Source organism: Onishia taeanensis (assembly GCF_013349955.1).
Classification (GTDB): Bacteria; Pseudomonadota; Gammaproteobacteria; order Pseudomonadales; family Halomonadaceae; genus Onishia; species Onishia taeanensis_B.
In genome coordinates this window covers 395,485-418,349 of the sequence record NZ_JABVXC010000002.1, presented here as the reverse complement: position 1 = coordinate 418,349, position 22,865 = coordinate 395,485, and the positions used below count along the sequence as shown (strand labels likewise).

Here is a 22,865-nt window from a genome sequence, read left to right as displayed (position 1 = left end):
TATAGTGATCTACATAACGAGTATCAGTTGCTAGATAGGCGTGTTAAGCAACTTGAAAGATCAATGTATTAATCCTCCTTGCCTCGTTTCTTAGCGGGGCTTTTTTGTGCATGAGTTATAAGGAATCAGTTATTGATAACCAAAGGTGATGCTTATATTCGTTATTGGTTATTCTTGGAAGGTGGTTAAGTTTCTTGATAAAGAAGGGGAGTGCATTGAAAACACCTCCCCCATGACGAAGGCTTCTTAAGTGTTGGTCAAATTTTATCCCTATGAAGCTCTGTTACCACGCAGTTGATAATGTCACCGTCTATCTCTTCTACACGGATGACGCAAGGCATCGTGTAAGCACCGTCGTTAGGGGCTACTGTCCAACCATCAAAGTCTTTAATCATTCTGTAAGAAATCCCAATCTTTGGTTCCTCTGGGAATTTATGCTTTGGAACTTGAGTAATGTCCCCAATATTAAGCCTTACAGCCGAATGTACACCGTTCTCATCAATAGCCACTATTAGCCTCCTTGCTGATTAATTGCTTGATACGTCAGTGTTGTCTATCCAGACAGATTGTCCGTTACTCACTATTTCAACCTGGCTAGGGCTCATGAACTCCATGTCCAAAAGGACAACTTGAAGCTTTTGATTCGTTATAATGCACCCATCAACAAGCCTCTTTATTCCTTGGCTTAAGTATGAGTGCTGTCTATCCCATGCTCTTTCAGTGACGCACGCTAAAGAGCCCTCATCTAAGTACATTCCCTGTTGAGCTATAGCGCCAGTGCTAAGGAATAATAAGGATGCACCAATTATTAGTTTCTTCATTTATTAAACCTCCCTGTTTTAGGCGCTATCAAATTAGCAAAAAGGGTGGTGTTACGCAAAGTATCCGTAGGAAACTGGGTGTTACTAAATGATTATTATTCAATAGGGTGTAGGAGATTGCTTACAACGGGGAGTGACAGGAGGGCGCTAGGCAGGCGTGGACAGCAACAAGATGGGCAGGAGGTGGACAGTGAAATGCTATTGATTGTCATTCCTAAAAGGCTTGTAGAGCTGCCATTAGGTGATACAAAATCGCCATGACCCTTGGTAGAATCCTTGGGTAGCACTGCTGGTAGGTGCTCTGGTGAAAAGCTTTCAAAATCAATCGCCAAGACCATCGGAAAGTGCTTCGGTAAGATACTGGATAGGACTTCGGGAGTATCTGTCGGGGCCGCCTCCATTTCAGAGGGCGAAATCTCCGCCTGCTTGTGATCTCCTCCCCCTGCCTTTCGGCCATGCGCTCCAGCAGCTAGAATAGCGAGCCGGCTCAGTCCCTGCGCCTGGCCCTGCGTCGTGTGCGAACGACGTCGTCTGTTTTCGAAGAAAGTTCCGGTCAACGTTTCGATCAAAGTTGCGATCAAAGTTTCGATTAAAGGATCTCGCGCTGCATGAGCTATCAGGTATTGGCCCGCAAATGGCGTCCCCGCACCTTCCATGAGCTGGTGGGGCAGGAGCACGTGCAGCGCGCGCTGGTCAACGCCCTGGATCAGGGGCGCTTGCACCATGCCTACCTGTTCACAGGGACGCGCGGTGTCGGCAAGACCACCCTGGCACGCATTCTGGCCAAATGCCTGAACTGCACTGCCAATGGCGACGATGATAGCGGCGTTACCTCGACTCCCTGCGGGCAGTGCGAGAACTGTCGAGCCATTGACGATGGGCGCTTCGTTGACCTGATCGAGGTCGATGCCGCCTCGCGCACCAAGGTCGAAGATACCCGCGAGCTGCTCGATAACGTGCAATATGCCCCCACCCAGGGCCGCTATAAAGTGTACCTCATCGATGAGGTGCACATGCTCTCGACTCACAGCTTCAATGCGTTGCTCAAGACCCTTGAAGAGCCGCCGCCGCATGTGAAGTTTCTGCTCGCCACCACCGATCCGCAAAAGCTACCGGTGACGGTGTTGTCGCGCTGTTTGCAGTTCACCCTCAAGAACATGCCGCCGGAGCGCATCGTCGAGCACCTGAGCCGAGTGCTCGAGGTCGAGAATGTGCCTTTCGACGAAAGCGCCCTGTGGTTGCTTGGCAAGGCGGCCGATGGCTCGATGCGCGATGCCATGAGCCTGACCGATCAGGCGATCGCCTTCGGCCAGGGGCAGGTACGCCAGGCCGATGTCGCTGCCATGCTGGGTACTCTCGATCAGCGCCATGTGCTGACCTTGCTCGAAGCGCTGGCGGAAGTGGATGCGGCGCGGGTGCTCAGTGAAGTGGCATCGCTGGCCGAGCAGGGGCCGGACTTTGCCGGCGTGCTCGATGATCTGCTTGGTGTACTGCATCGGCTAGCGGTGGCGCAGATGGTGCCCGGCGCCCTGGATAACGGTCACGGCGACCGTGAGGTCCTGTTGGCGCTGGCCTCGCGCTTCACCGCCGAAGACGTGCAGCTCTATTACCAGATCGGCCTGCAGGGCCGTGGCGACATGGATCAGGCGCCAGAGCCGCGCACGGCGCTGGAGATGACCCTGCTGCGGATACTGGCCTTCCGCCCCCAAGGGGTTCCCAAGCCGGCCCAGACGCCGCTGCCGATGACCGGCGACGCCGTGCCGGAGCAGGCGTCAGGCAAGCCCAGTGGACAAGCCCCCGAACAAACCGCTCAGCCGGCGCCGCAGGCCTCTCCCCAGACGCCCGCCCAAGGGGCGGTTGCGCAGCCGCTTGCCGATTCTGCTTCTGGCGACGATCAGCGCGAGCCTTCATCGCCTGCGCCAACCCCGGCTTCTCAGCCCACGCCTGAGCCGGCCGAGCCTATGGCACCGGCTGATACGCGTTCTGCCAGTGAACAGCCGCCTCCCTGGGAAGCTCTTCCGGATGATATGACGAGCGCCGGGGAGTCTACCGTCGAGGCCGCTATGGAGGACTCTGGGAGGGGTGCTGAGGATGCCGTCGAGGATGTGGCGGGTCATGAGGCCGGCCAGGGCCTCGGCCATGAGCCCGGGCATCGCCCTGAAAGTAGCGCCGACAACAGTGCAGACAACAGTGCCGAGCTAGGCGCCATGGACCCAGCTCCCGCCCCCTGGGAAGCTGAAGCCAGTACTCAACTTTCCCAGACTTCAGAGCCTGCAGCGGACGCATCCTCAACGGTGCCCGATGCCGCACCCTCAACGGTGCCCGATACCGCACCCTCAACGGTGCCCGATACCGCACCCGAAACGGTGGCTGAAGTATCGCCGGACGCCGCGGCTTCCAGCGATACCGAGGTGGCATCGGCCGCAACGAATGCGCCGGTTGATAGCGGCGCTATGCTTGATCAGGCGACCTGGCTGGGTCTCTTCGAGCGGTTGGGGCTTGGTGGCCTGACACGCAACCTGGCGGCCCATTGTGTGGTCGAAAGAGACGATGGCCAGGCGCTGGTGTTGCGTCTGGCGCCCTCCCAGGCGGCAATGAATGCCGAGGTCCACGTTCAGCGCATCCAAAAGGCGCTTGCGGGTGTCGGCATCGAGCGTACGGTGAGCATTGAGGTGGGCGAGATCCCTGAGGCGCTAGAAACGCCCCGAGGTCAATCCGAGCGCCTCAATGCCGAGCGTCATGCGGTGGCGGTTGAAGCCCTCAAGGCTGACCCGCATATTCAGAAACTCCAGTCGGCCTTCGGTGCTCGTCTGGTGGAAGATAGTGTCGAACCGCGCCAGAGCCACGATTCAGCCTGACGCCGCTGGTTCACGAATCAACGACCCAAGAGGAACCTCACCATGATGAAAGGTGGCATGGGCAACCTGATGAAGCAGGCTCAGGAAATGCAGGAAAAAATGCAGCGTGTCCAGGAGGAGGCCGCCAAGGCCGAGGTCCTGGGCGAAGCCGGCGCTGGCATGATCAAGGTCACCATGAACGGCCGCCATGATGTCAGTAAGGTCGAGATCGATCCGAGCATCATGGAAGAGGATAAGGAGCTCCTCGAGGATCTGCTGGCTGCTGCGGTCAATGATGCGGTTCGCAAGGTCGAAGCGGCCTCCAAGGCGCAGATGGAAGAAGCTACCGCCGGCTTGAACTTGCCTCCTGGCTTCAAGATGCCGTTCTGATGAGCTTTTCGCCCCTCGTCGACCGACTGCTGGAATCGCTTCGTGTGCTGCCGGGGGTGGGGCCCAAGACCGCCCAGCGTATGGCGCTGCATCTGCTCGAGCGCGAACGGGAGGGCGGAGAACGACTGGCAAGCGTGCTGGCCGAGGCCCTGGCTGAGGTCGGCTATTGCCAGCGCTGCCGCACTCTGACCGAAGAAGAGGTGTGTGGGCTATGCCGCAGCACGCGCCGTGATGAGCGGTTGTTATGCGTGGTGGAATCGCCGGCGGATATGCTGGCCATCGAGGAGGCGGGTGGCTATCGCGGCCAGTATTTTGTGCTGCATGGCCACCTGTCGCCTCTCGATGGCATCGGCCCGGAAGACATCGGCCTCGACCAGCTCGAGGCACGCCTCGCTGAAGATGGCGTCGATGAAGTGATTCTGGCGACCAACCCCACCGTGGAAGGCGAGGCCACGGCACACTACATCGCCACTCAGCTTACTGGCCGCCAGATTCGTCTGTCGCGCCTGGCCTATGGAGTTCCCATGGGCGGCGAGCTGGAATATGTCGACGGCGGCACCTTGAGCCGCGCCTTCAATGGTCGCCTGCCCTTCAGCGGTGAGTGAGTCGACTGCTTGCAGTACTAATTGGAAACGCTATGTCCCCGGCACCCGAATCTCTGGCACCTGAAAATCGCGATCTCGATATTCGCTGGATTGATACCCCCAAGGCTCTTGATGAGGTCTGCGAGGCACTCTCCAGCGCCGACACCCTGGCGCTGGATACCGAGTTCTTTCGTGAATCGACCTTCTTTCCTGTGCCGGCCCTGGTCCAGCTGTGCGCCGGCGAAACGGCCTACCTAGTCGATCCCCAGGCCGTCGCCGCCACTCCCGCCCTTAAAGCCTTGCTGTCCGAAGGGCCACTCAAGCTGTTGCATGCCAGTAGCGAGGATCTCGAAGTGCTGGGCGGTTGGGCCGGCGTCGGCATCTGGCCGCTGGTCGACACGCAGGTGGCGCAGTCGCTGCTCAGCGAAGATCCGGCGATGGGCTATCAGCGGTTGGTGGAGCATTGGACCGGCCATGTTCTGCCCAAGGACGAAACCCGTTCCGACTGGCTGGAGCGCCCGTTGTCCGACTCCCAGTGCCGCTATGCGGCGCTGGATGTGATCTATCTTCTCGAGGTCTGGCAGGCCCAGCGGGCGTCCCTAGAGATGCGAGGTCGCCTCGGCTGGCTTGAGGCCGATTGTGCCGCCATCGTCGCTCAAGCCGGGCGCAGCCTAGATGCTGACAGTCAGTGGTATCTGCGCCATCGCCAGCTGTGGCGTCTAGAGCGGCCACAAGTCGAGGCCTATCGGCGCCTAACGACCTGGCGAGAAGGCGAAGCCCGGGCACGCAACCTGCCTCGTGGCTGGCTGGTCAGCGACAAGCTGCTTTACGCGGTTGCCGAGCGCATGCCCAAGGATCGTCATGGTCTGGCCCAGGTGGAAGGCTTGAAGCCCGGCGTGATCAAGCGCGAGGGTGATACCTTGCTGGCGCTAGTGCGCGAGGCGCGTCACTGTGATGAAGCCGAGCTTGCCGAGGCCCTGCCGTCGCCGCTCACTGGCCCTTTCAAGAAACGCTTCAAGGCCCTCAAGCAAGTGGTGACTGGTCAGGCCGAGCGGCTGGGCATTGCGCCTGAGGTGCTGATGCGCCGTCGCGATATCGAGTCGCTGGTGGCGGCCAATCTGCTCGGCCGTCCCTTGGAGCTGCCCAACGGCTGGCGTGGTCAGTGTCTGGCTGACGACCTGGCCGCCGCGCTCAAACAGGTAAACGCTCATGAGTAATGCAACCGATCGCAAGCTGCTATGTGAGATTTTCAAGAGCTCACGTCAGGACGAGATGTATCTTTACGTCGACAAGCGCAATGGCATGCAGGACCTGCCTGATGCCCTGCTCGAGCACTTTGGCAAGCCGGAACCGGTGCTGACCATGATCCTCACGGCCGATAAGCGCCTGTCCCGCGCCAAGGCTGCGGACGTGATGGCAGCGATCGATGAAAAGGGGTTCTATCTGCAGATGCCACCGGCCAAGGAAGAGTACCTGCTGGACCTGTATCGCACCCCGACACGGCCGAGCTATTGACGGTTCGTCGTTCCGTTCTCATCTGCGCCTCGTTGCGCACCAAGGAGTCCCTATGCGAGAGCGTTTCTGGGAGCGCTATCCCCTTGAAGAGCTGAGCGGCGAAGAATGGGAGGCGTTGTGCGACGGCTGCGGACAGTGCTGTCTGCTCAAGATCGAAGATGAAGACAGTGGCGATGTGGCCGTTCTCAACGTCGCCTGCGAACTTCTCGATATTCCGTCCTGCCGCTGCAGCGATTACGAGAACCGCTTTGCCCGCGTGCCCGACTGTACTCAGTTAACGCCGGCGCGGGTCGACGATTTCCGTTGGCTGCCGCATTCCTGTGCTTATCGCCGCCTCCATGAAGGCCGTAAACTGGCTGGCTGGCATCCGCTGATTTCCGGTGATCCCACCCGGGTTCATCGCAAGGGTATCAGCGTGGCCAGTTTTGCCGTGTCGCAGAAAGACGTGCCTGAAGAGGCACTTGAAGACCACATCATCGCGATCCTGCCTATCGACGGTTAGTCGTTCTCTCCCCCCTGAGCATGACCTTCTTCGCGCTTGCCTGAGCGTTTTTATTGCAATTTCTGATGCTGAAGAACCATTCCCTTTTCCGATGGTGAAGGTGGCACTAGGTAACCATGATATGAAGGTATGTAACAAAATGTTCTACGCAGGCCGAGAGGCGATGCGTCAGCCAAGGGGCAGCAGCAAGGGGACAGGCAATGAAAACGTTCAAGTTGACGGCCCTGGCGGTGGCAATCGGTTGTTTGTCATCGACAGGTGCCTTGGCGCAATCGTCACCGGAAGAGAGCTTCGCTAGTCCGTTACCACCGGATCAGATGCGAGATATTGGTAACGACACGCTGACGGATGCAGAGCTGAATGCATTAATCGACGATCTCGAGGCTCCGGCGGCAGGCGGTGGTGGCTGCGGCGGTGGCGGTGGTGGCTTCTTGGATAGTGGCTGTGACGGTTTTCTATTACAGGTAGCCGCTATCTCGCCTCCGCCGGGCACACCTGAACCCACCGCTCCGACGAGTCCAACCGACCCCACCGATCCAACCGACCCTACTGATCCGACCGATCCTGGCAATGGCGGCGGCGGGGGTGGTGATGGCGGCGGTGGTTCCGGCGGCGGCGGTGGTGGTTCCGGCGGCGGCGGTGGTGGTTCCGGCGGCGGTGGCGGTGGTTCCGGCGGCGGTGGCGGTGGTTCCGGCGGCGGTGGCGGTGGTTCCGGCGGCGGTGGCGGTGGTTCCGGCGGCGGTGGCGGTGGTTCCGGCGGCGGTGGCGGTGGTTCCGGTGGTGGCGGTTCCGGCGATGGTGGTGGTTCCGGCGGCGGCGGTGGTTCCGGTGGTGGCAGTGGCGGTGGTGGCAGCGGTGCCGGCGGTAACGGCGGCAGCGGAGGTAACGGCGGCGGTGCCGGCGGTACGGGTTCCGGTGCAGGTGGTTGATCGCGCTAGGCCGTTTTCGCCCACTGTACCGTTAGCGTAGAGCGGTTAGTGTCAAAAAGGCCTCGTCCAGCGCAAGCCGGACGAGGCCTTGTCACGAGCGGAGCAACTGTCAGGCCTGTTCGGCCAGCCCTAGGGCCCAGAGAACATAAGCATCCTGGCGGGCGTTATCATGCCAGGCCTTGAAGCGACCGGAAGCACCGCCGTGGCCAGCTCCCATGTCGGTGCGCAAGATGATGGGGCCACGGGCGCTATCCAGTTCCCGCAGACGGGCATAGAGCTTGGCGGGCTCCCAATAGGGCACCCGAGCATCATGCCAACTGCCTTGCAGGAAAACGCTTGGATAGGGCTGCGCCTGGAGATTGTCCAGCGGTGAATAGCCTTTGAGGCGCTGGCGTACCGCCGGGTCTCCCGGATTACCCCATTCCGTGTACTCGGCGATGGTCAAAGGGAGGTCCGGGTTTTCCATGGTGCGAAGCACATCCACGAAGGGCACATCGAGCACGGCGGCGCAGAAGGCTTTGGGATCAAGATTGAGGCTTGCCCCTACCAGCAGCCCGCCGGCACTGGCTCCATAGGCGACGACCCTATCTGCCTCGCTCAGCCCCATCTCGACCAGCCGGTCACGGGCGGCCAGGAAATCGCGGAAGCTGTTTTCCTTGTGTTCGAGCTTACCGGCCAGATACCAGGGTTCGCCTCGGTCGCCGCCACCGCGAACATGCGCAACGGCGAAGGCGATGCCCCTTTCCAAGAGCTCGAGCCGGGCGACCGAGAACCAGGGATCGAGGACTTCACCGTAGGCGCCGTAACCGTACAACAGGGTCGGCATCGGTGCCTGTCCGAGACGGTCGGCGCGGGCAACGATGGAGACCGGGACCCGTTCGCCATCGTGGGCTTCGGCCCATACTCGCTGACAGGTGAGCTGCGACGGGAGCAGGCTGCCATGCACCGGCTGCTGCTTGAGCAACTTGCGTTCTCCGGTATCCAGGTCGTGGCTGAGCCAGCGAATCGGCAGGGTGAAGGACTCCTCGCGCAGCAGTAGCCGCCGTTCGCCAAAATGCGGCGTATCCCCCAGGGCCAGGCTGCAGGGTTCTTCGGGCAGCGGCAGGCGCTCGTCGCGCTGGATACTGTGCGAGGCATCCAACTCGAGCACGCGAAGATATACCTGCGCCTTGTCGTGATCGCGCTCAGTGATTACCAGCCCCCAGTCGAAGGCGTCGATTCCCTCGAGGGTCTGATCATCGCGGTGGGCAATCAGTGGCTGCCAGCTATCGCGGTCGTTCTCCGGGCACACGTCCAATCGGAAATGCGGCGCCTCGCGGTTGTTCAGGACGTAAAAATGGCCGGGGCGATGCTCGATCGCGTATTCGACGCCGGCTTCTCGTGCTCGGAAACACTGTGGCGCGTGATCCGGCGCCAGGGCCGGCAGCAGATAGCATTCGCTGGTGTCCTTGGAAGCACTCTCCAGCACGAGCCAGGTGCGCGAACGCGTCTTGCCGATGCCCAGCCAGAATTCAGGATCGTCCTCGCGCAGTATCAACTGGGCTTCCTGGTCAGGCGCTGCCGTATCCAGCCGCCATATGCTCTCCGGGCGCTGAATGTCATCATAGCGGGTAAACAGCAGCGTGCGATCGTCCTCTGCCCAGCACAGCTCGGGGCCAATGCCTTCGAGCAATAGCTGAGGTTCCCCGTCGGGCAGTGACTTCAGATAGAGGCTGAACATCTCGTCGCCACTGGTGTCTTCGGTCCAGGCCAGCCAGGCTTCGTTGGGCGACAGGGCCATGTCGCCGACCTCGAGGAAGTCCAGTGAGGCGGCACGCTCCCCAACATCGAGGAAGCATTCCCGCTGGGATGGCGCGTCGAGCGGGTGGCGCCACCAGCGCGGGTAGTCGGCATCGGCGGCGGTTTCGCTCCAGTAGGTATAGTGGTCCAACGGCGCCGGCAGGCCGGTGACGGCCAGTTCTCGGCGGGCCAGGTGGCCCTGATAGAGCGCTTCGACCTCCGACTCCAGTGGCGCGAACCAAGCGCTGCTTTCGGCGTTGGCGGCGTCGAGGAAGTCGCCGACGGAGGTGTCGTTGCGGTTTTCCAGCCAGTGCCAGTCGGGGTCCTCCGGGCGGTGGAAACGGTCGATGGGCGAGGCATACGGCTGTGCTTTCATTAGGTGCGGTGTACCATATGTGCAATTAACAGAAGAAGCGTGCGCCAAGGGGCGTGCGCCTGGAGAGAAACGATGCTGTTGTCTAATTCGCTGCCACAACTGTGGCTGATCTATGGCCTATTGTCGCTGGTTGTGCTGGTGACTGGCCACCTGGGAATTCGCTTCCTGCCCCGGCTGCCCCGTTGGGTCACCACCGGGCTGGTGGCCGGTATCATCTGGATGCCGGCCAGTTACTCACTGACGACGCTGGATCAGGCCGAGGCCCACTCCGGCATCGCGCCGGCAGTGGTCGTGGCCGCGGTCGCCGTTCTGCAAGGGAAGGGGGGAGCCATGGCCGGGGCTTCGCTGCTGCTGGTCGTAGGGGCCGTACTGGGTGCCTTGCTGGGTCTCGGCGTCTGGAAGCTGTTGCGCCGTCCACCGGCACCCAAGGCGCGTGCTGCCGAACGGCCGGAAGCATCAAGCCATGAACGCCAGGAGCCGGTCATCGGTTAAGGGGAAGTACCTATGCGCGTCATGTTCGGTGCCGTGCTGGGTTGTCTGCTGTGGTCGACCACCGTTTTTGCCCAGCAGGTGACAGAGGACGTCGAATCAAAGGACGACAAGCATCAGGCGCAGGCAGACGCCACAGCAGACGTGCGGGTGATCTTCGATGTATCCGGCAGCATGCGAGACAACGACCCCGAGCGCTTGAGCGCCAGCGCCCTGGAGCTGTTGGCCTCGCTGCTGCCTGCGGGCTCTCGCGGTGGGCTCTGGACCTTCGGCGAACGTGTCGAGAACCCGCTTCCCGTTGGCCCGGTAGATCGCCGCTGGCGCGAGCAGGCACGCGCCCTGGCGCCTCGGCTGGTCGATTACCAGCAGTACACCGATATCGAGGCGGCGATCCGTCAGGCCAGCGAGGAGTCCGGCGGTGAGCGACATCTGATATTGCTCACCGACGGCGTCATTGACCTGGACCCGGCCGGTGGCAATAAGGCTATTCGAGATGCTCGCTCGCGCCAGACGCTGCTCGATGAACTCGCCCCTGCACTTGCCGAGCGAGGCGTCACCATCCATGCCATTGCCTTTTCGCCACAGGCTGACCTGGCGCTGGTCGAGCGTCTCGCCCAGGCGAGCCAGGGGCTTGCCGCTCTCGCCCAGAGCCCCGAAGACCTGCTGCGCGGCTTTCTCGATATCTTCGAGCGTATCTTTCCGACCGATCAGGTACCGCTCAGCGACAACCGCTTCCCCATCGATCCGGAGGTGGAGACCTTCTCGGCACTGCTGTTCCACGAGCCGGATACTGCCCCCTCGGTGCTCGTTGGTCCCGATGGCCGTCGCTACACGCCCGAGAATCTGCCCGCTGGTGCCAGTTGGCAGCGCCAGCCGCGCTTCGATCTGATCACCGTGCCCTCACCTGAAGAGGGCGAGTGGCGGGTCGAAGGTGATCTGGCGCAGGACAGTCGCGTCAGCGTGGTGTCGCCGCTGGTGCTGCATACCACTGAATTGCCCGCGACCCTCTATCAGGGCTTCGACCTACCGCTGGAAGCCTGGCTCGCCAGGGACGACGGCGCGCCTCTGGAGGCCAGCCGTCTTGATGACATGCGAGTCACGGTCGAGCTACAGGCGCTCGATGGGGCGGTCATGACGGCCAGTCCGCTGACGCAGGCGACTCCTGACGCCAAGCGCTTCAGTGGTGTGTTGCCGGCCCCGAACTTGACCGGCAATGCGCGACTGGTCATCGATGTCGAAGGCGAGGACGTCCATCGCCAGCGTGTTCAGGCAGTCAATGTGCTGCCCGCTATCAGTGCCCGCCGTGAAGACGGCCAGGTGTGGTTCGAGGCCGAGCACCCGGCGCTCAATGCCGCCAACACGCGCTTAAGCGCCACGCTGCAGGGGGAGGCGCTGCCTATCGAGTCCTTGGGTGAGCGTCGTTGGCGGGTGAACCTGCCCGAACTGCCGGCCGATATCGGTGTGCCGCTGCAGATCGACGCCCAGGTGCAGCTGGACGGTGAGTCGCGGGAACTCAAGCTGCCGCGACTGCTGCTCAATCCTGATGGCCGTATCCTGCTCGACGAGGCACGCCTGGACGGGGCCGAATTGATCAGCCGTGATCTGCCGGAGGCGCCGGGCAGTGCGGCGAGTCTGTCCGAGGCAGATGCCACCGACAAGGACGCTGCCGCCGACCGAGTGGTGGAGACCATCAATGCGCTGCCCGGTCAGGCCAAACGGCTGATGCAGAATCTTGAAGACCAGCCCCGGTCCTGGCTTGTCTGGGCGGCGCTTGCGGTCGTTTTGCTGCTGGTGCTTTGGGGGCTTGGCGCTCGCAGGCGCCGAGGGGGGCAAACGTCGCGGCATTTGCCCGCTCAATCAGAGTCGTCGCGTCGCAGTGAGGATCCGCATGTGTGAACTGCTCGGCATGAGCGCCAATGTGCCCACCGATATCTGCTTCAGTTTCGCGGGGTTTTTGCATCGTGGAGGCGGCACGGGGCCCCACCGCGACGGTTGGGGCATCGCCTTCTACGAAGAGGGCGGTTATCGCGAGTTTCGCGACCCGCACCCCTCGGTGGACTCTCCCATTGCCCGGCTGATCCGTGACTATCCCATCAAGTCGCATATCGTGATCAGCCACATCCGTCAGGCCAATGTCGGTCAGGTGCGCCTGGCCAACACGCATCCCTTTACACGCGAAATGTGGGGGCGTCCCTGGTGCTATGCCCATAACGGTCAGCTCGAGAGTTGGCAGGATCTGCCACTGGGCGTCTGTCGACCGATTGGCAGCACCGACAGCGAGCATGCCTTCTGCTATTTGATGGGCGAGCTGCGCCGTCACTTTCCCGAGCCGCCCGAGGAGCCTCAGGCGCTTTGGGAGCTGCTACACCGCTGCTGCGAGCGCCTGCGCGGTAAGGGCGTTTTCAATCTGCTGCTTTCCGACGGCGTTCACCTCTATAGTTTTTGTTCGACCAAGCTTGCGCATATCACACGCCGTGCCCCCTTCGGTGAGGCCAACCTGTCGGATGCCGAGTTGAACGTTAACTTCGCCGAGCATACCACCGAACATGATGTGGTTTCGGTGCTGGCGACCGAGCCTCTGACCGATAACGAGGACTGGGTGCGGATGGTTCCCGGGGAGCTCCTGGTCTGGCATGACGGTGAGATACGGGCGCGTTTCCTGCCAGAACCTGACTATAACGACTGACTAAAGGGGCTGACTGAAGATGCCGGCCAATAAAGGCTGGCCAGACGTCTTGGTCTAGCGCCGTTTGGAACAGCGTTCCCAAGCTCCATCAAGGGCGGGCACCAGGGCATGATGGGCGAGACCAATGACGAAAGTGGCATGGCGTCATTGCTTCATGAGTGGCAACGTCTGGTTGATGTTTAACACCTGTTTCAATCGTTCGTTTGAAAACTGGTTCGGCTGCCACGCGGCGGTCTTTCATCAACCGTCTTCCATCTACAATGATCAGTGCGTCGGTCGTGTCGGCGCGATTGCGGAGATCTGCCCATGAGCGAGCACGCCAGTGCAGCGACCCTCACCGGCCCGGCCCTCGAGGGGCTCGATGACTACACCTCGGTGATGGATATCTTCCAGGGGTCGGTTGAGCGCTTCGCCGATAAGCCGGCCTTTAGCTGCATGGGTCAGACCCTGACCTATGCCGAACTGGACCGGTTGTCGGGCGACTTCGCCGCCTGGCTACAGCACAAGACAGATCTGGAGCCTGGGGACCGCATTGCCATCCAGCTCCCCAACCTGCTGCAGTTTCCGGTGGCGGTGTTCGGCGCCCTGCGCGCCGGTCTGGTGGTGGTCAACACCAACCCGCTCTACACCGAGCGAGAGATGGCCCATCAGTTCAAGGACTCGGGCGCCAAGGCGATCCTGATCCTGGCCAATATGGCCGACAAGCTGGAGCGAGTGCTCGACAAGACCGATATCGACCATGTGCTGGTCACCGAGCTTGGCGACCTGCACGGCGTTGCCAAACGGCTGTTGATCAACACGGTGGTCAAGTACGTCAAAAAACTGGTGCCGCACTATGCGCTGCCTACGGCGATCAGCTTTCGCTCGGCGCTGGCACAGGGACGGCGACTCGACTACCAGGACGTGGCGCGCCGCCCAGAGGACATCGCCGCCCTGCAATATACCGGGGGGACCACCGGACGCGCCAAGGGCACCATGCTCACTCACCGCAACCTGATCGCCAACATGCTTCAGGCCCGGGCGGCCATTGGGCCGGCGCTTCAAGAGGGCGCCGAGACCATCATCGCGCCGCTGCCGGTCTATCACATCTATACGTTTACGGTTAACTGCCTGTTCATGGTCGAGACCGGCAATCATTCGGTGTTGATCACCAATCCACGCGACCTGGACGGCTTCGTCAAGCTGCTCGAGAAGACCCGCTTCACCGGCTTCATCGGCCTCAATACCCTCTTCAATGCGCTGTGTCAGCGCGAGGACTTCAAGGCGCTCGACTTCTCGTCGCTCAAGCTGACCATCTCCGGCGGCATGGCGCTGACCCGGGTCGCCGCGGAACGCTGGGAGAGCCTCACCGGCTGTGCCATCGCCGAAGGCTACGGCATGACCGAGACCTCGCCGATCGTCTCCTTCAACCCGATCGATGCCATTCAGCTTGGCAGTATCGGCAAGCCGGTGGCCGGTACCTCCGTACGGGTTGTCGATGCCGATGGCGAGGTCTTGCCGCTGGGCGAGCCCGGTGAGCTTTGCGTCAAGGGCCCCCAGGTCATGAAGGGCTACTGGAATCTGGCGGAGGAAACCGCCAAGACCCTGGATGACGAAGGCTGGATCCGCACCGGCGATATCGCCGTACTGCAGGATGACGGCTACATTCGGATTGTTGATCGCAAGAAGGACATGATCATCGTCTCCGGCTTCAATGTGTACCCCAATGAGATCGAGGATATCGTGACCGGCCATCAGGATGTGGTCGAGGCGGCGGCGGTGGGCGTCGAGGACGAAAACAGCGGCGAGGCGATCAAGCTGTTCGTGGTCAGCCGCAACCCGGACCTGGATGCCGAAACCTTGCGCGCCTACTGCCGCACGCAGCTTTCTGCCTACAAGGTGCCGCGCTACGTCGAGTTTCGCGATGAGCTACCCAAGACCAACGTCGGCAAGGTGCTGCGTCGCGAGCTTCGCGATACGCCGGCCTGAGGTGGCCAGAAGCCGAGTGGGCCGAGTGGGCCGAGTGGGCGGGTGAGTAGGCACCATCGCCGGGCGAGCGGTACAATGGTTGGCCCGCGGTGGTCTTACCGTCGCGGGCCGCTGACTTCTAGCCAATGAGGTTGCCTTGAGCACCACAACGACCCGCGCCCCGACTGCCGCCGATACCACTCGTCTTAATGCCCTGCAGCAGCAGCTCGATGACTGCCTGCTCAGCGACGCCCGTCGCCTGGGCAAACGTCTGGCTGGGTTGAGGCGCCGGGCCAAGCAGGGCCAGCCGATTGAGCGCGGCCTCGCCGATATCGAGCAGCAACTGGCGAAATCCCAGCAGCGCTTCGCCAAGCGGCGTGCCCAGCCGGTCGCGCTCAACTATCCGGCCGAGCTGCCGGTGGTCGAGCACCGTGATGACATCCTAGAGGCACTTCGCGAGCATCAGGTGGTGGTGGTGGCCGGCGAAACGGGTTCCGGCAAGACCACCCAGCTTCCCAAGCTGTGCCTGGAGCTGGGGCTGGGGCGCCGTGGCCTGATCGGTCACACCCAGCCGCGGCGGCTGGCGGCACGCTCGGTGGCGACGCGGCTGGCCGAGGAACTCGAGGTCACGCTCGGCGAGCAGGTCGGCTATCAGGTGCGCTTCACCGATCAGACCAACGACGCCACCCTGATCAAGCTGATGACCGACGGCATTCTTCTGGCCGAGACTCAGCATGATCCGGACCTTTCTCGCTATGACGCCATCATCATCGACGAGGCCCACGAGCGCAGCCTCAACATCGACTTCCTGCTGGGCTATCTCAAGCGTCTGACCGCGCGCCGTCCGGACCTCAAGATCATCATCACCTCGGCTACCATCGACGTGGATCGCTTCGCCTCGCATTTCGCCGACGAGCGTCGCCCGCAGCAGGACGGTAGTGCCACCCCGGCGCCGGTGGTGCAGGTCTCCGGGCGCACCTACCCGGTCGAGGTGCGCTATCGCCCGCTGGTGCGCTCAGAGGACGATGAGGAGGACCGTACCCTGCAGGAGGGCATCCTGCAGGCCGTCGAGGAGATCGAGGTCATCGAGCGTGAGAAACGCTGGCAGCATGGCCCGCGGGATGTGCTGATCTTCTTGCCCGGCGAGCGTGAGATCCGTGAGACCGCCGATACCCTGCGCCGTGCCGATCTGCGAGGCACCGAGGTGCTGCCGCTCTATGCCCGGCTCTCCAACGCTGAGCAGAACCGGGTGTTCCAGTCTCATGCCGGGCGGCGCATCGTGCTCTCGACCAACGTCGCCGAGACCTCGCTGACGGTGCCGGGCATACGCTATGTGATCGACCCTGGCCTGGTGCGCATCAGCCGCTACAGCTATCGCGCCAAGGTGCAGCGGCTGCCCATCGAGCCGGTCAGTCAGGCCAGCGCCGACCAGCGCAAGGGCCGCTGCGGGCGTATCAGTGAGGGTGTGTGCATTCGTCTTTATGACGAAGACGACTACCTGTCGCGGCCGGCCTTCACCGAGCCCGAGATCCAGCGCACCAATCTGGCCTCGGTGATTCTGTCGATGCTGTCGCTGAAGCTTGGCGAGATCGAGGCCTTTCCGTTTGTCGATGCCCCGGATTCGCGTTTCATCAAGGACGGCTTCCGGCTGCTGTTCGAGCTGGGGGCGGTCGACGAGGCCAATCGCCTGAGCGAGCTGGGTCGCCGCCTGGCGCGCCTGCCCATCGACCCGAGATTGGCCCGCATGGTACTGGCCGGCGCCGAGTCGGGCTGTCTGCGCGAGACCTTGATCGTGGTCTCGGCGTTGGCCATTCAGGATCCCCGCGAGCGCCCGGCGGAGAAGCGTCAGGCGGCCGACCAGGCCCATGCGCGCTGGAAGGATCAGGACTCCGACTTCGTCGCCTGGTTGAACCTGTGGGCCGGCTTCGAGGCGGCTCGCGAAGAGCTCTCCGGCAATCGGCTGCGGCGCTGGTGCCGCGATCATTTCCTGAGCTATCTGCGCCTGCGAGAGTGGCACGACACCTTCCGCCAGCTGCGTCAGCTGCTTAACGACATGGGCATCAAGGTGCCGGCTCCGGCGCCGCTGCCGGAAGACGACGAAGCGCGAGCCAAGCGCCGCCGCGAGAATACCACCGCAATGCATCAGGCGCTGTTGACCGGCCTGTTGTCGAATATTGGCCAGTTGCTCGAAACCCGCGACTACCTTGGGGCCCGCAATCGCAAGTTTCAGGTTCACCCGAGTTCCGGCCTGGGTCGCAAGCGGCCGAAGTGGATCATGGCCGGCGAGCTGGTCGAGACGTCCAAGCTGTTCGCCCGCGAGGTGGCACGCATCGAACCGCAGTGGATCGAGCCGCTGGCCGGTCATCTGGTCAAGCGCACCTACAGCGAGCCCCACTGGGAAATGAAGCGGGCCCAGGTGGTGGCCTTCGAGCAGGTGACCCTGTTCGGCTTGCCCATCGTCAATCGGCGCCGCGTCCACTATGGGCCGATCGCCCCGGCCGAGGCGCGTGAACTCTTGATTCGCCGTGCCCTGGTCGAAGGGGAGTATCGCACCAAGGCGGATTTCTTCGCCTACAACCGCTCGCTGATCGAGGAAGTCGAAGACCTCGAGGATCGTGCCCGCAAGCGCGATATTCTGGTCGACGAAGAGACGCTGTTCGATTTCTACGACCAGCGGCTGCCTGCCGACATCATCAATGGCAAGGGCTTCGAGGCCTGGCGGAAGAAGGCCGAGGCCCAGGATCCCGACATCCTCAAGTTCGACCGCGAGGCATTGATGGCCCGCGGTGCCGAGGATGTCACCGAGGAACAGTATCCGGATGAACTCCAGCTCGGCGGGGTGCGCTACCCGCTGCGCTACCACTTCAAGCCCGGCGCCAGCGACGATGGCGTGACCCTGACGGTGCCGGCGGCGATGCTCTCCCAACTGCCCGTCGAGCGACTCGAATGGCTGGTGCCGGGGCTCTTGCGCGAGAAGTGCATCGCGCTGATGAAATCGCTGCCCAAGTCCGTGCGTCGACAGGTGGTGCCGATCCCCGACTGGGTGGATGCGGCCCTGGCGACCCTGACGCCCGATGATGTCTCCTTGACTGCCGCCCTCGGTGACTTCCTGCGCGTCAAGACCGGCCTGCGCCTGGGTCCCGATGACTGGCAGGTCGATCAGCTCGAGCCCCACCTGCGCATGAACCTGAGCGTGGTCGATCACGACGGCAAGGTGTTAGGCGAGGGGCGTGATCCGGTCGAGCTGGAGCGTCGCTTCGCCAAGGCGGCAAGCGAAGGTGCCCAGGCACTGGCGGAGCAGGCAACGGGCCAGCAGCAGGTGCTCGAGGATCTTCCCGAGGCGGCCCTGCCCGAATCGCGGGTGACTACCCAGGCCGGCATTCGCGTCGAGGCCTTCCCGGCATTGGTCGAGGCTACCGAGGGGCTCTCCGTCGAGCTCTTTGAGCATCCCGCCAAGGCCCGCGAGGCGCATCGTCATGGCATCAAGCGGCTGGCCATGCAGCGTGCCCCCGAGGCGGTGCGTGAGCTCAAGCGGGTGAAAGGGCTCGACAAGTGCGCCCTGCTGTTCGCCAAGGTGGGCAGCAAGCGTCAGCTCATCGACGATCTCGTCGAGGCCGTGTTCCTGCAGGTGGTGGCGGTGGACCCGCTGCCGCGCTCGCGTGAAGCGCTCGAGACACGCCTGGTCGAGACCCGTGAGCAGTTGCTGCCCCACGGCGAGCATCTGGTGAAGGTGCTGGAGCGCGCCCTGAACGGCCATCTGGCAGTGACCAAGGCGTTGAAGGGCAATCTCAGCTTCGCCTTGGCGCTGGTGTACAGTGATCTAAAGGCACAGATGCAGCGGTTGGTGCATCCGGGCTTCGTGGTTGAAGCAGGTGCCTGGCTCGAACAGTATCCGCGCTATATGGAAGCCGCACAGATCCGCCTCGAGAAGGCCCCTAGAGAGCGCAATCGTGACCAGATGCTGATGCAGGACATTCAGGACTTCGAGACGCGTCTTGCCAAACGCCGCGAGGCCGGGCGTCGCCAAGGCCCCGAGGACCCTGAGCTCACTGAGTTCGGCTGGTGGATAGAGGAACTGCGCGTGTCGCTTTTCGCCCAGCAGCTCGGCACCCTAGAGCCCGTTTCCTCCAAGCGGCTAGAAAAACGCTGGGCAGAAATCACAGGAAGGACCCCATGACGACCGCAGTGATCACCGGCAGCGGGCTTTATACGCCGCCCCATGCCATCGACAATGATGCCCTGGTGGCGGCCTTCAATGCCTGGGTGGACAGCGACAATGCCGAGCATGAAGAGGCCATCGCCGCCGGCGAGAGAGAGGCGCTAGCGCATTCCAGCAGTGCGTTCATCGAGAAGGCCTCGGGTATCAAGAGCCGCTATGTGCTGGACGCCGAGGGTATCCTGGACCCACAGCGTATGCGGCCGAGGCTGTCTCAGCGTGGCAATGACGAGCTCTCGCAACAGGCCGAGATGGGCCTTGCCGCGGCTCGCCAGGCGCTGGATGCCGCCCAGGTGCAGGCCGAGGAGGTCGACCTGGTGATCGTTGCCTGCTCCAACCTGGAACGGGCCTATCCGGCGGTGGCGGTCGAGCTCCAGGCGGCGCTGGGGGCCGGCGGTTATGCCTATGACATGAACGTGGCCTGCAGCTCGGCGACCTTTGCCCTCGATGCCGCGCGCAATGCAATCCTTGCCGGTAGCGCCCAACGCGTACTGGTGGTTAGCCCCGAGATCTGCTCGGCGCATCTCAATTTTCGCGACCGCGACAGCCATTTTATCTTCGGCGATGCCTGCACCGCCTTGGTGATCGAAGACGATGCCGTGGCGCGCGGTAGCGAGCGCTTCGAAATTCTCGGCACCCGGCTGGTCACCCAGTTTTCCAATGCTATCCGCAACAATGCGGGGTTTCTCAACTGCGTCACCGATGCCGATCCCCAGGCGCTGGACAAGCTTTTCGTCCAGGAAGGTCGGCGGGTCTTCAAGGAGGTCTGCCCCCTGGTAGCCTCGCTGATTCAGCAGCATCTGGACGACTTGGGGCAGAAGGCCGCTGACCTGTCACGACTCTGGTTGCATCAGGCGAATCAGCATATGAACGACCTGATCGCGCGCCGGGTGCTGGGACAGCCGCCCCGTGATGATCAGGCGCCGATCATTCTCGATCGCTATGCCAATACCAGTTCGGCGGGCTCGATGATTGCCTTCCATCTACATCGCGGCGATCTGCACTCCGGCGCGCTGGGGGTGGTGTGTTCCTTCGGAGCCGGCTACAGTGCCGGCTGCGTCGTGGTGCGCCGTACATGACGGCCGTAAGATGATTTGCAGGAAGAACTGCCAAGGAACGTCGATGAAAGAGAGCACGCGTAGGCCCGAAGGCCAAAGGATTCAGGGAGTGATGGCGAAGGCCATCCTGCTAAGCGCCGTGATGGGAATGGCCGGCTGTGCCAGCACTCAGACCGCCGAGCGTAACCCGCAAGACCCCTGGGAAGGCTTCAACCGCAAGGTCTATGCCTTCAACGACACCGTCGATCGCTATGCTCTGAAGCCGATTGCTCAGGGGTACGACTATGTGACGCCGTCACCGGTGCAGACGGGGGTCGGCAACTTTTTTTCCAACCTCGGTGAGGTGGGCACGGCCTTCAATAGCGTGCTGCAGTGGAAGTGGGGGAACGCGGGCATCGCCTCAGGACGTTTCGTGATCAACTCGACCCTCGGCCTGGCCGGGCTGTTGGATATTGCCACTGATATGGGGATCACCGGGCGCGAGGAAGATTTCGGCCAAACCCTCGCTGTCTGGGGGGTAGGCGAGGGCCCTTATCTGGTCCTGCCGCTGCTTGGCCCAAGCACGGTGCGCGATACCTCCGGCCTACCGGTGGATATGTACACCGACCCAGTGACCCATGTGGAAGAAGATAAGGTCGCCTATGGCCTGACCTTCTTGCGTCTGGTCGACAAGCGGGCCGCGCTGCTCGATCAGGAGCGTCTGATCCAGGGCGATCGCTACAGCTTCATTCGCGATACCTGGTTGCAGCAGCGACGCTTCGAGGTCAACGACGGCGAGGTGGGCGATGACCCCTTTGCCAGTGACAGCTTCGAGTTTGACGACAGCGATTTTGCGGTTGACGACGAAGTCGGTGCGACCCAGTCCGACACTGACAACGAGGCGGCACCGACGCCTTGACGTGCGCCTGACGGCGGCCCGGAAGTGATCCGCGGGAAGGGGCGCCCTCCCGCGGTTATCTGTTTAGGGATAAGGGGACGGAGTGCATGGCCAGCCCAAGAATATTGATCGGCGTGCTCGACCTGCCCGGCAAGGCACGAGATGATCTGGCCGAGGTGGTTGCCAAGGGCGCGTTTGCGGTGATCGCGACCGAACGGCCAGAGGAACTGCCAAGCGAGACCGAGCTGGTCGTCGCCCATGTGCGCGCCGTGCCGACCCGCGACTGGTCGTCCTTGACCGCCCGGTTGCCGACGCTGGCGGTCAGCGACAGTCGTCTCGACAGTGATCTGCTCAAGGCCGTCGATGCGGGGGTGGTCGATTACATCATCGAGCCACTGCGTCATGGCGATATCCTGCGCCGTATGATCGCCAAGGTGATCGAGAATCACCGGCTGGCCGAGGAGAATCGGCGCGATCGCGAACGTCTCGCCGAGCTCAACGAGAGTCTGGAGACGCATCTGGAAATGCTGCGCCTGGATCAGCAGGCCGGGGGCCATATCCAGCGCAAGCTGCTGCCTCCCCGTCCGCTGTCCGTGGATGGCGTGACCTGTGATTACTGGCTGGCGCCATCGCTGTACTTGTCCGGCGATTTTCTCGATTACCAGCGCTTTGATGCGCGTTTCAGCATTTTCTACTTTGCCGATGTCTCCGGCCATGGCGCTTCATCGGCCTTTGTCACCGTGCTGCTGAAGTACCTGTGCAATCGCTGGCTGGGAGAGTGGGACGGTGCCAATCCCGAGAGCCTGGCAGCGGGCTGGTTGGCGAGCCTGAATCGTGAGCTTTTGGATACGGGTATCGGCAAACATATGGCCATGTTCGTGGGAGTCATCGATCACGAGACTCGCCAGCTGCACTATTCGCTGGGGGCTCAGTTGCCGATGCCATTACTGGTCAGTGAGGGCAGCGTTGCTCCGCTTGAGGGAGAAGGCATGCCGGTCGGACTATTCCCGAATGTGAAATATCCAACGTTGAGTTGTGCGCTGCCGCAAAACTTCCGATTATGGTTATGTTCAGATGGAGTACTGGAGTACCTGTCAGGCAGGACGCTTGACGGGCGGCTCAAGGAGCTCGAGCGACTGGTGCTGGCCTGTGACGATCTGGCAGCACTGCGGACCAGCCTGTCACTCGGCAGGCTTCCCGAGGACGACGAGGAAACCATCAGTGGGCACGCGCCGGGGTACGAGGAGCTGCCTGACGATCTGACGATCATGACGTTGAGCGGTTTTTACCATGATGAAGAATGAAGGGCGACTTCAGGCGGCCATCGATTCGGGGGTTTTCATCCTCAAGCTGTCCGGTGACGTGCGCCTGACCTTGAGTGCGACCTTGGACAGCCAGGCACAGCGGCTGGCCGAGATGCCTGGTTTGGAAACCGTGATGGTCGATCTGCGCGAGGCCACCAATGTGGACTCCACGGCGTTGGGCTTTCTGGCCAAGGTGGCGCTTGCCGTGCGCGACCGGCTCGAGCAGCCGCCGACCATTGTCGTCGATAATCCGGATGTACGGCGGATGCTCGATGTGATGGGCTTCGGTGACTATTTCACCCTGGTTGAGACACCCATTCAGGAAACCTCCGAGCTTGCGGACCTGCCGTTGGTCAACGCTGATGAACGGGTGCTTCAGGAGCGTATTCTCGAGGCACATCGCATCCTGATGCATATGAGTGAGCATAATCGCGAAGAGTTTCAGCCGCTGGTGGAACTGCTCGAAGAGCAGCATCGCCAACCGAGCGAGCCATAGTGACCCCACTTGGCTGGTCCTGCAGCTGGCTTACGTAGTGACGCTGTCGTCATAAAAGG

At 62.1% G+C, this 22,865-nt stretch carries 18 protein-coding genes; 16 read left to right on the top strand and 2 right to left on the bottom strand.

The genetic code is table 11. The annotated features are described in order from the left end of the window. Positions 1 to 257: 257 nt before the first annotated feature. Positions 258 to 509 (bottom strand): hypothetical protein, encoded by a 252-nt coding sequence (locus tag HUS66_RS04770; protein WP_175069792.1) that lies wholly within the window; start codon positions 507 to 509, stop codon positions 258 to 260. A gap of 920 nt (positions 510 to 1,429) precedes the next feature. Here HUS66_RS04770 and dnaX point away from each other — a divergent pair. From dnaX to HUS66_RS17935, 7 genes are all read left to right on the top strand, one after another. Next, the gene (gene dnaX, locus HUS66_RS04765; protein ID WP_175069791.1) at positions 1,430 to 3,679 is read left to right on the top strand and encodes a DNA polymerase III subunit gamma/tau; all 2,250 of its coding nucleotides are present in this window, start codon (positions 1,430 to 1,432) and stop codon (positions 3,677 to 3,679) included. 42 nt (positions 3,680 to 3,721) lie between these two features. Continuing rightward, a complete protein-coding gene (locus HUS66_RS04760) occupies positions 3,722 to 4,048 on the top strand; it encodes a YbaB/EbfC family nucleoid-associated protein (protein WP_092525021.1) in 327 nt (108 codons plus the stop codon). Next, the gene (gene recR, locus HUS66_RS04755) at positions 4,048 to 4,653 is read left to right on the top strand and encodes a recombination mediator RecR (RefSeq protein ID WP_175069790.1); all 606 of its coding nucleotides are present in this window, start codon (positions 4,048 to 4,050) and stop codon (positions 4,651 to 4,653) included. The genes HUS66_RS04760 and recR overlap by 1 nt, the downstream gene beginning before the upstream one ends. 32 nt (positions 4,654 to 4,685) lie before the next feature. Further along, complete coding sequence (rnd, locus tag HUS66_RS04750; RefSeq protein WP_175069789.1) at positions 4,686 to 5,849, top strand: ribonuclease D; 1,164 nt, start codon at positions 4,686 to 4,688, stop codon at positions 5,847 to 5,849. After that, the gene (locus tag HUS66_RS04745) at positions 5,842 to 6,147 is read left to right on the top strand and encodes a YcgL domain-containing protein (protein WP_175069788.1); all 306 of its coding nucleotides are present in this window, start codon (positions 5,842 to 5,844) and stop codon (positions 6,145 to 6,147) included. The genes rnd and HUS66_RS04745 overlap by 8 nt, the downstream gene beginning before the upstream one ends. A 52-nt stretch (positions 6,148 to 6,199) precedes the next feature. Then, positions 6,200 to 6,649, top strand: a complete 450-nt coding sequence (locus tag HUS66_RS04740) for a YcgN family cysteine cluster protein (protein WP_175069787.1) — start codon at positions 6,200 to 6,202, stop codon at positions 6,647 to 6,649. A gap of 200 nt (positions 6,650 to 6,849) precedes the next feature. Further along, a complete protein-coding gene (locus tag HUS66_RS17935) occupies positions 6,850 to 7,578 on the top strand; it encodes a hypothetical protein (protein ID WP_217487901.1) in 729 nt (242 codons plus the stop codon). A gap of 109 nt (positions 7,579 to 7,687) precedes the next feature. On the opposite strand, the gene HUS66_RS04730 is transcribed toward HUS66_RS17935, so the two are convergent. Then, positions 7,688 to 9,733 carry a S9 family peptidase gene (locus HUS66_RS04730; protein ID WP_175069786.1) on the bottom strand — a complete coding sequence of 682 codons (2,046 nt, stop codon included), beginning with the start codon at positions 9,731 to 9,733 and terminating at the stop codon, positions 7,688 to 7,690. Between the two features lie 72 nt (positions 9,734 to 9,805). On the opposite strand from HUS66_RS04730, the gene HUS66_RS04725 reads away from it, so the two are divergent. From HUS66_RS04725 to HUS66_RS04685, 9 genes are all read left to right on the top strand, one after another. After that, positions 9,806 to 10,225, top strand: a complete 420-nt coding sequence (locus HUS66_RS04725) for a hypothetical protein (protein WP_175069785.1) — start codon at positions 9,806 to 9,808, stop codon at positions 10,223 to 10,225. 12 nt (positions 10,226 to 10,237) lie between these two features. Continuing rightward, positions 10,238 to 12,118 (top strand): VWA domain-containing protein, encoded by a 1,881-nt coding sequence (locus tag HUS66_RS04720; RefSeq protein WP_175069784.1) that lies wholly within the window; start codon positions 10,238 to 10,240, stop codon positions 12,116 to 12,118. Continuing rightward, entirely contained in the window at positions 12,111 to 12,908 is a 798-nt protein-coding gene (locus HUS66_RS04715) for a class II glutamine amidotransferase (RefSeq protein WP_175069783.1), read from the top strand. Before HUS66_RS04720 ends, HUS66_RS04715 begins: the two co-directional genes overlap by 8 nt. A gap of 306 nt (positions 12,909 to 13,214) precedes the next feature. After that, positions 13,215 to 14,876 carry an AMP-binding protein gene (locus HUS66_RS04710; protein ID WP_175069782.1) on the top strand — a complete coding sequence of 554 codons (1,662 nt, stop codon included), beginning with the start codon at positions 13,215 to 13,217 and terminating at the stop codon, positions 14,874 to 14,876. A gap of 136 nt (positions 14,877 to 15,012) precedes the next feature. Then, positions 15,013 to 19,032, top strand: a complete 4,020-nt coding sequence (gene hrpA / locus HUS66_RS04705) for an ATP-dependent RNA helicase HrpA (protein WP_175069781.1) — start codon at positions 15,013 to 15,015, stop codon at positions 19,030 to 19,032. Beyond that, complete coding sequence (locus HUS66_RS04700; protein ID WP_175069780.1) at positions 19,029 to 20,150, top strand: beta-ketoacyl-ACP synthase III; 1,122 nt, start codon at positions 19,029 to 19,031, stop codon at positions 20,148 to 20,150. Before hrpA ends, HUS66_RS04700 begins: the two co-directional genes overlap by 4 nt. Positions 20,151 to 20,241: 91 nt before the next feature. Continuing rightward, entirely contained in the window at positions 20,242 to 21,027 is a 786-nt protein-coding gene (locus HUS66_RS04695) for an MlaA family lipoprotein (protein ID WP_254628680.1), read from the top strand. 86 nt (positions 21,028 to 21,113) lie between these two features. After that, a complete protein-coding gene (locus tag HUS66_RS04690) occupies positions 21,114 to 22,310 on the top strand; it encodes a PP2C family protein-serine/threonine phosphatase (RefSeq protein WP_175069778.1) in 1,197 nt (398 codons plus the stop codon). Beyond that, a complete protein-coding gene (locus HUS66_RS04685; protein ID WP_175069777.1) occupies positions 22,297 to 22,806 on the top strand; it encodes an STAS domain-containing protein in 510 nt (169 codons plus the stop codon). The genes HUS66_RS04690 and HUS66_RS04685 overlap by 14 nt, the downstream gene beginning before the upstream one ends. Positions 22,807 to 22,865 lie beyond the last annotated feature (59 nt).

What these genes read in the sequence shown, in the direction of transcription:
- HUS66_RS04740 (WP_175069787.1), top strand. Translation starts at nt 6,200, where the DNA reads ATGCGAGAGCGTTTCTGGGAGCGCTATCCCCTTGAAGAGCTGAGCGGC.
- recR (WP_175069790.1), top strand. Translation starts at nt 4,048, where the DNA reads ATGAGCTTTTCGCCCCTCGTCGACCGACTGCTGGAATCGCTTCGTGTG.
- HUS66_RS04715 (WP_175069783.1), top strand. Translation starts at nt 12,111, where the DNA reads ATGTGTGAACTGCTCGGCATGAGCGCCAATGTGCCCACCGATATCTGC.
- HUS66_RS04710 (WP_175069782.1), top strand. Translation starts at nt 13,215, where the DNA reads ATGAGCGAGCACGCCAGTGCAGCGACCCTCACCGGCCCGGCCCTCGAG.
- HUS66_RS04725 (WP_175069785.1), top strand. Translation starts at nt 9,806, where the DNA reads ATGCTGTTGTCTAATTCGCTGCCACAACTGTGGCTGATCTATGGCCTA.
- HUS66_RS04695 (WP_254628680.1), top strand. Translation starts at nt 20,242, where the DNA reads ATGGCGAAGGCCATCCTGCTAAGCGCCGTGATGGGAATGGCCGGCTGT.
- HUS66_RS04685 (WP_175069777.1), top strand. Translation starts at nt 22,297, where the DNA reads ATGATGAAGAATGAAGGGCGACTTCAGGCGGCCATCGATTCGGGGGTT.
- HUS66_RS04730 (WP_175069786.1), bottom strand. Translation starts at nt 9,733, where the DNA reads ATGAAAGCACAGCCGTATGCCTCGCCCATCGACCGTTTCCACCGCCCG.
- HUS66_RS17935 (WP_217487901.1), top strand. Translation starts at nt 6,850, where the DNA reads ATGAAAACGTTCAAGTTGACGGCCCTGGCGGTGGCAATCGGTTGTTTG.
- HUS66_RS04690 (WP_175069778.1), top strand. Translation starts at nt 21,114, where the DNA reads ATGGCCAGCCCAAGAATATTGATCGGCGTGCTCGACCTGCCCGGCAAG.
- HUS66_RS04745 (WP_175069788.1), top strand. Translation starts at nt 5,842, where the DNA reads ATGAGTAATGCAACCGATCGCAAGCTGCTATGTGAGATTTTCAAGAGC.
- HUS66_RS04700 (WP_175069780.1), top strand. Translation starts at nt 19,029, where the DNA reads ATGACGACCGCAGTGATCACCGGCAGCGGGCTTTATACGCCGCCCCAT.
- HUS66_RS04720 (WP_175069784.1), top strand. Translation starts at nt 10,238, where the DNA reads ATGCGCGTCATGTTCGGTGCCGTGCTGGGTTGTCTGCTGTGGTCGACC.
- rnd (WP_175069789.1), top strand. Translation starts at nt 4,686, where the DNA reads ATGTCCCCGGCACCCGAATCTCTGGCACCTGAAAATCGCGATCTCGAT.
- dnaX (WP_175069791.1), top strand. Translation starts at nt 1,430, where the DNA reads ATGAGCTATCAGGTATTGGCCCGCAAATGGCGTCCCCGCACCTTCCAT.
- HUS66_RS04760 (WP_092525021.1), top strand. Translation starts at nt 3,722, where the DNA reads ATGATGAAAGGTGGCATGGGCAACCTGATGAAGCAGGCTCAGGAAATG.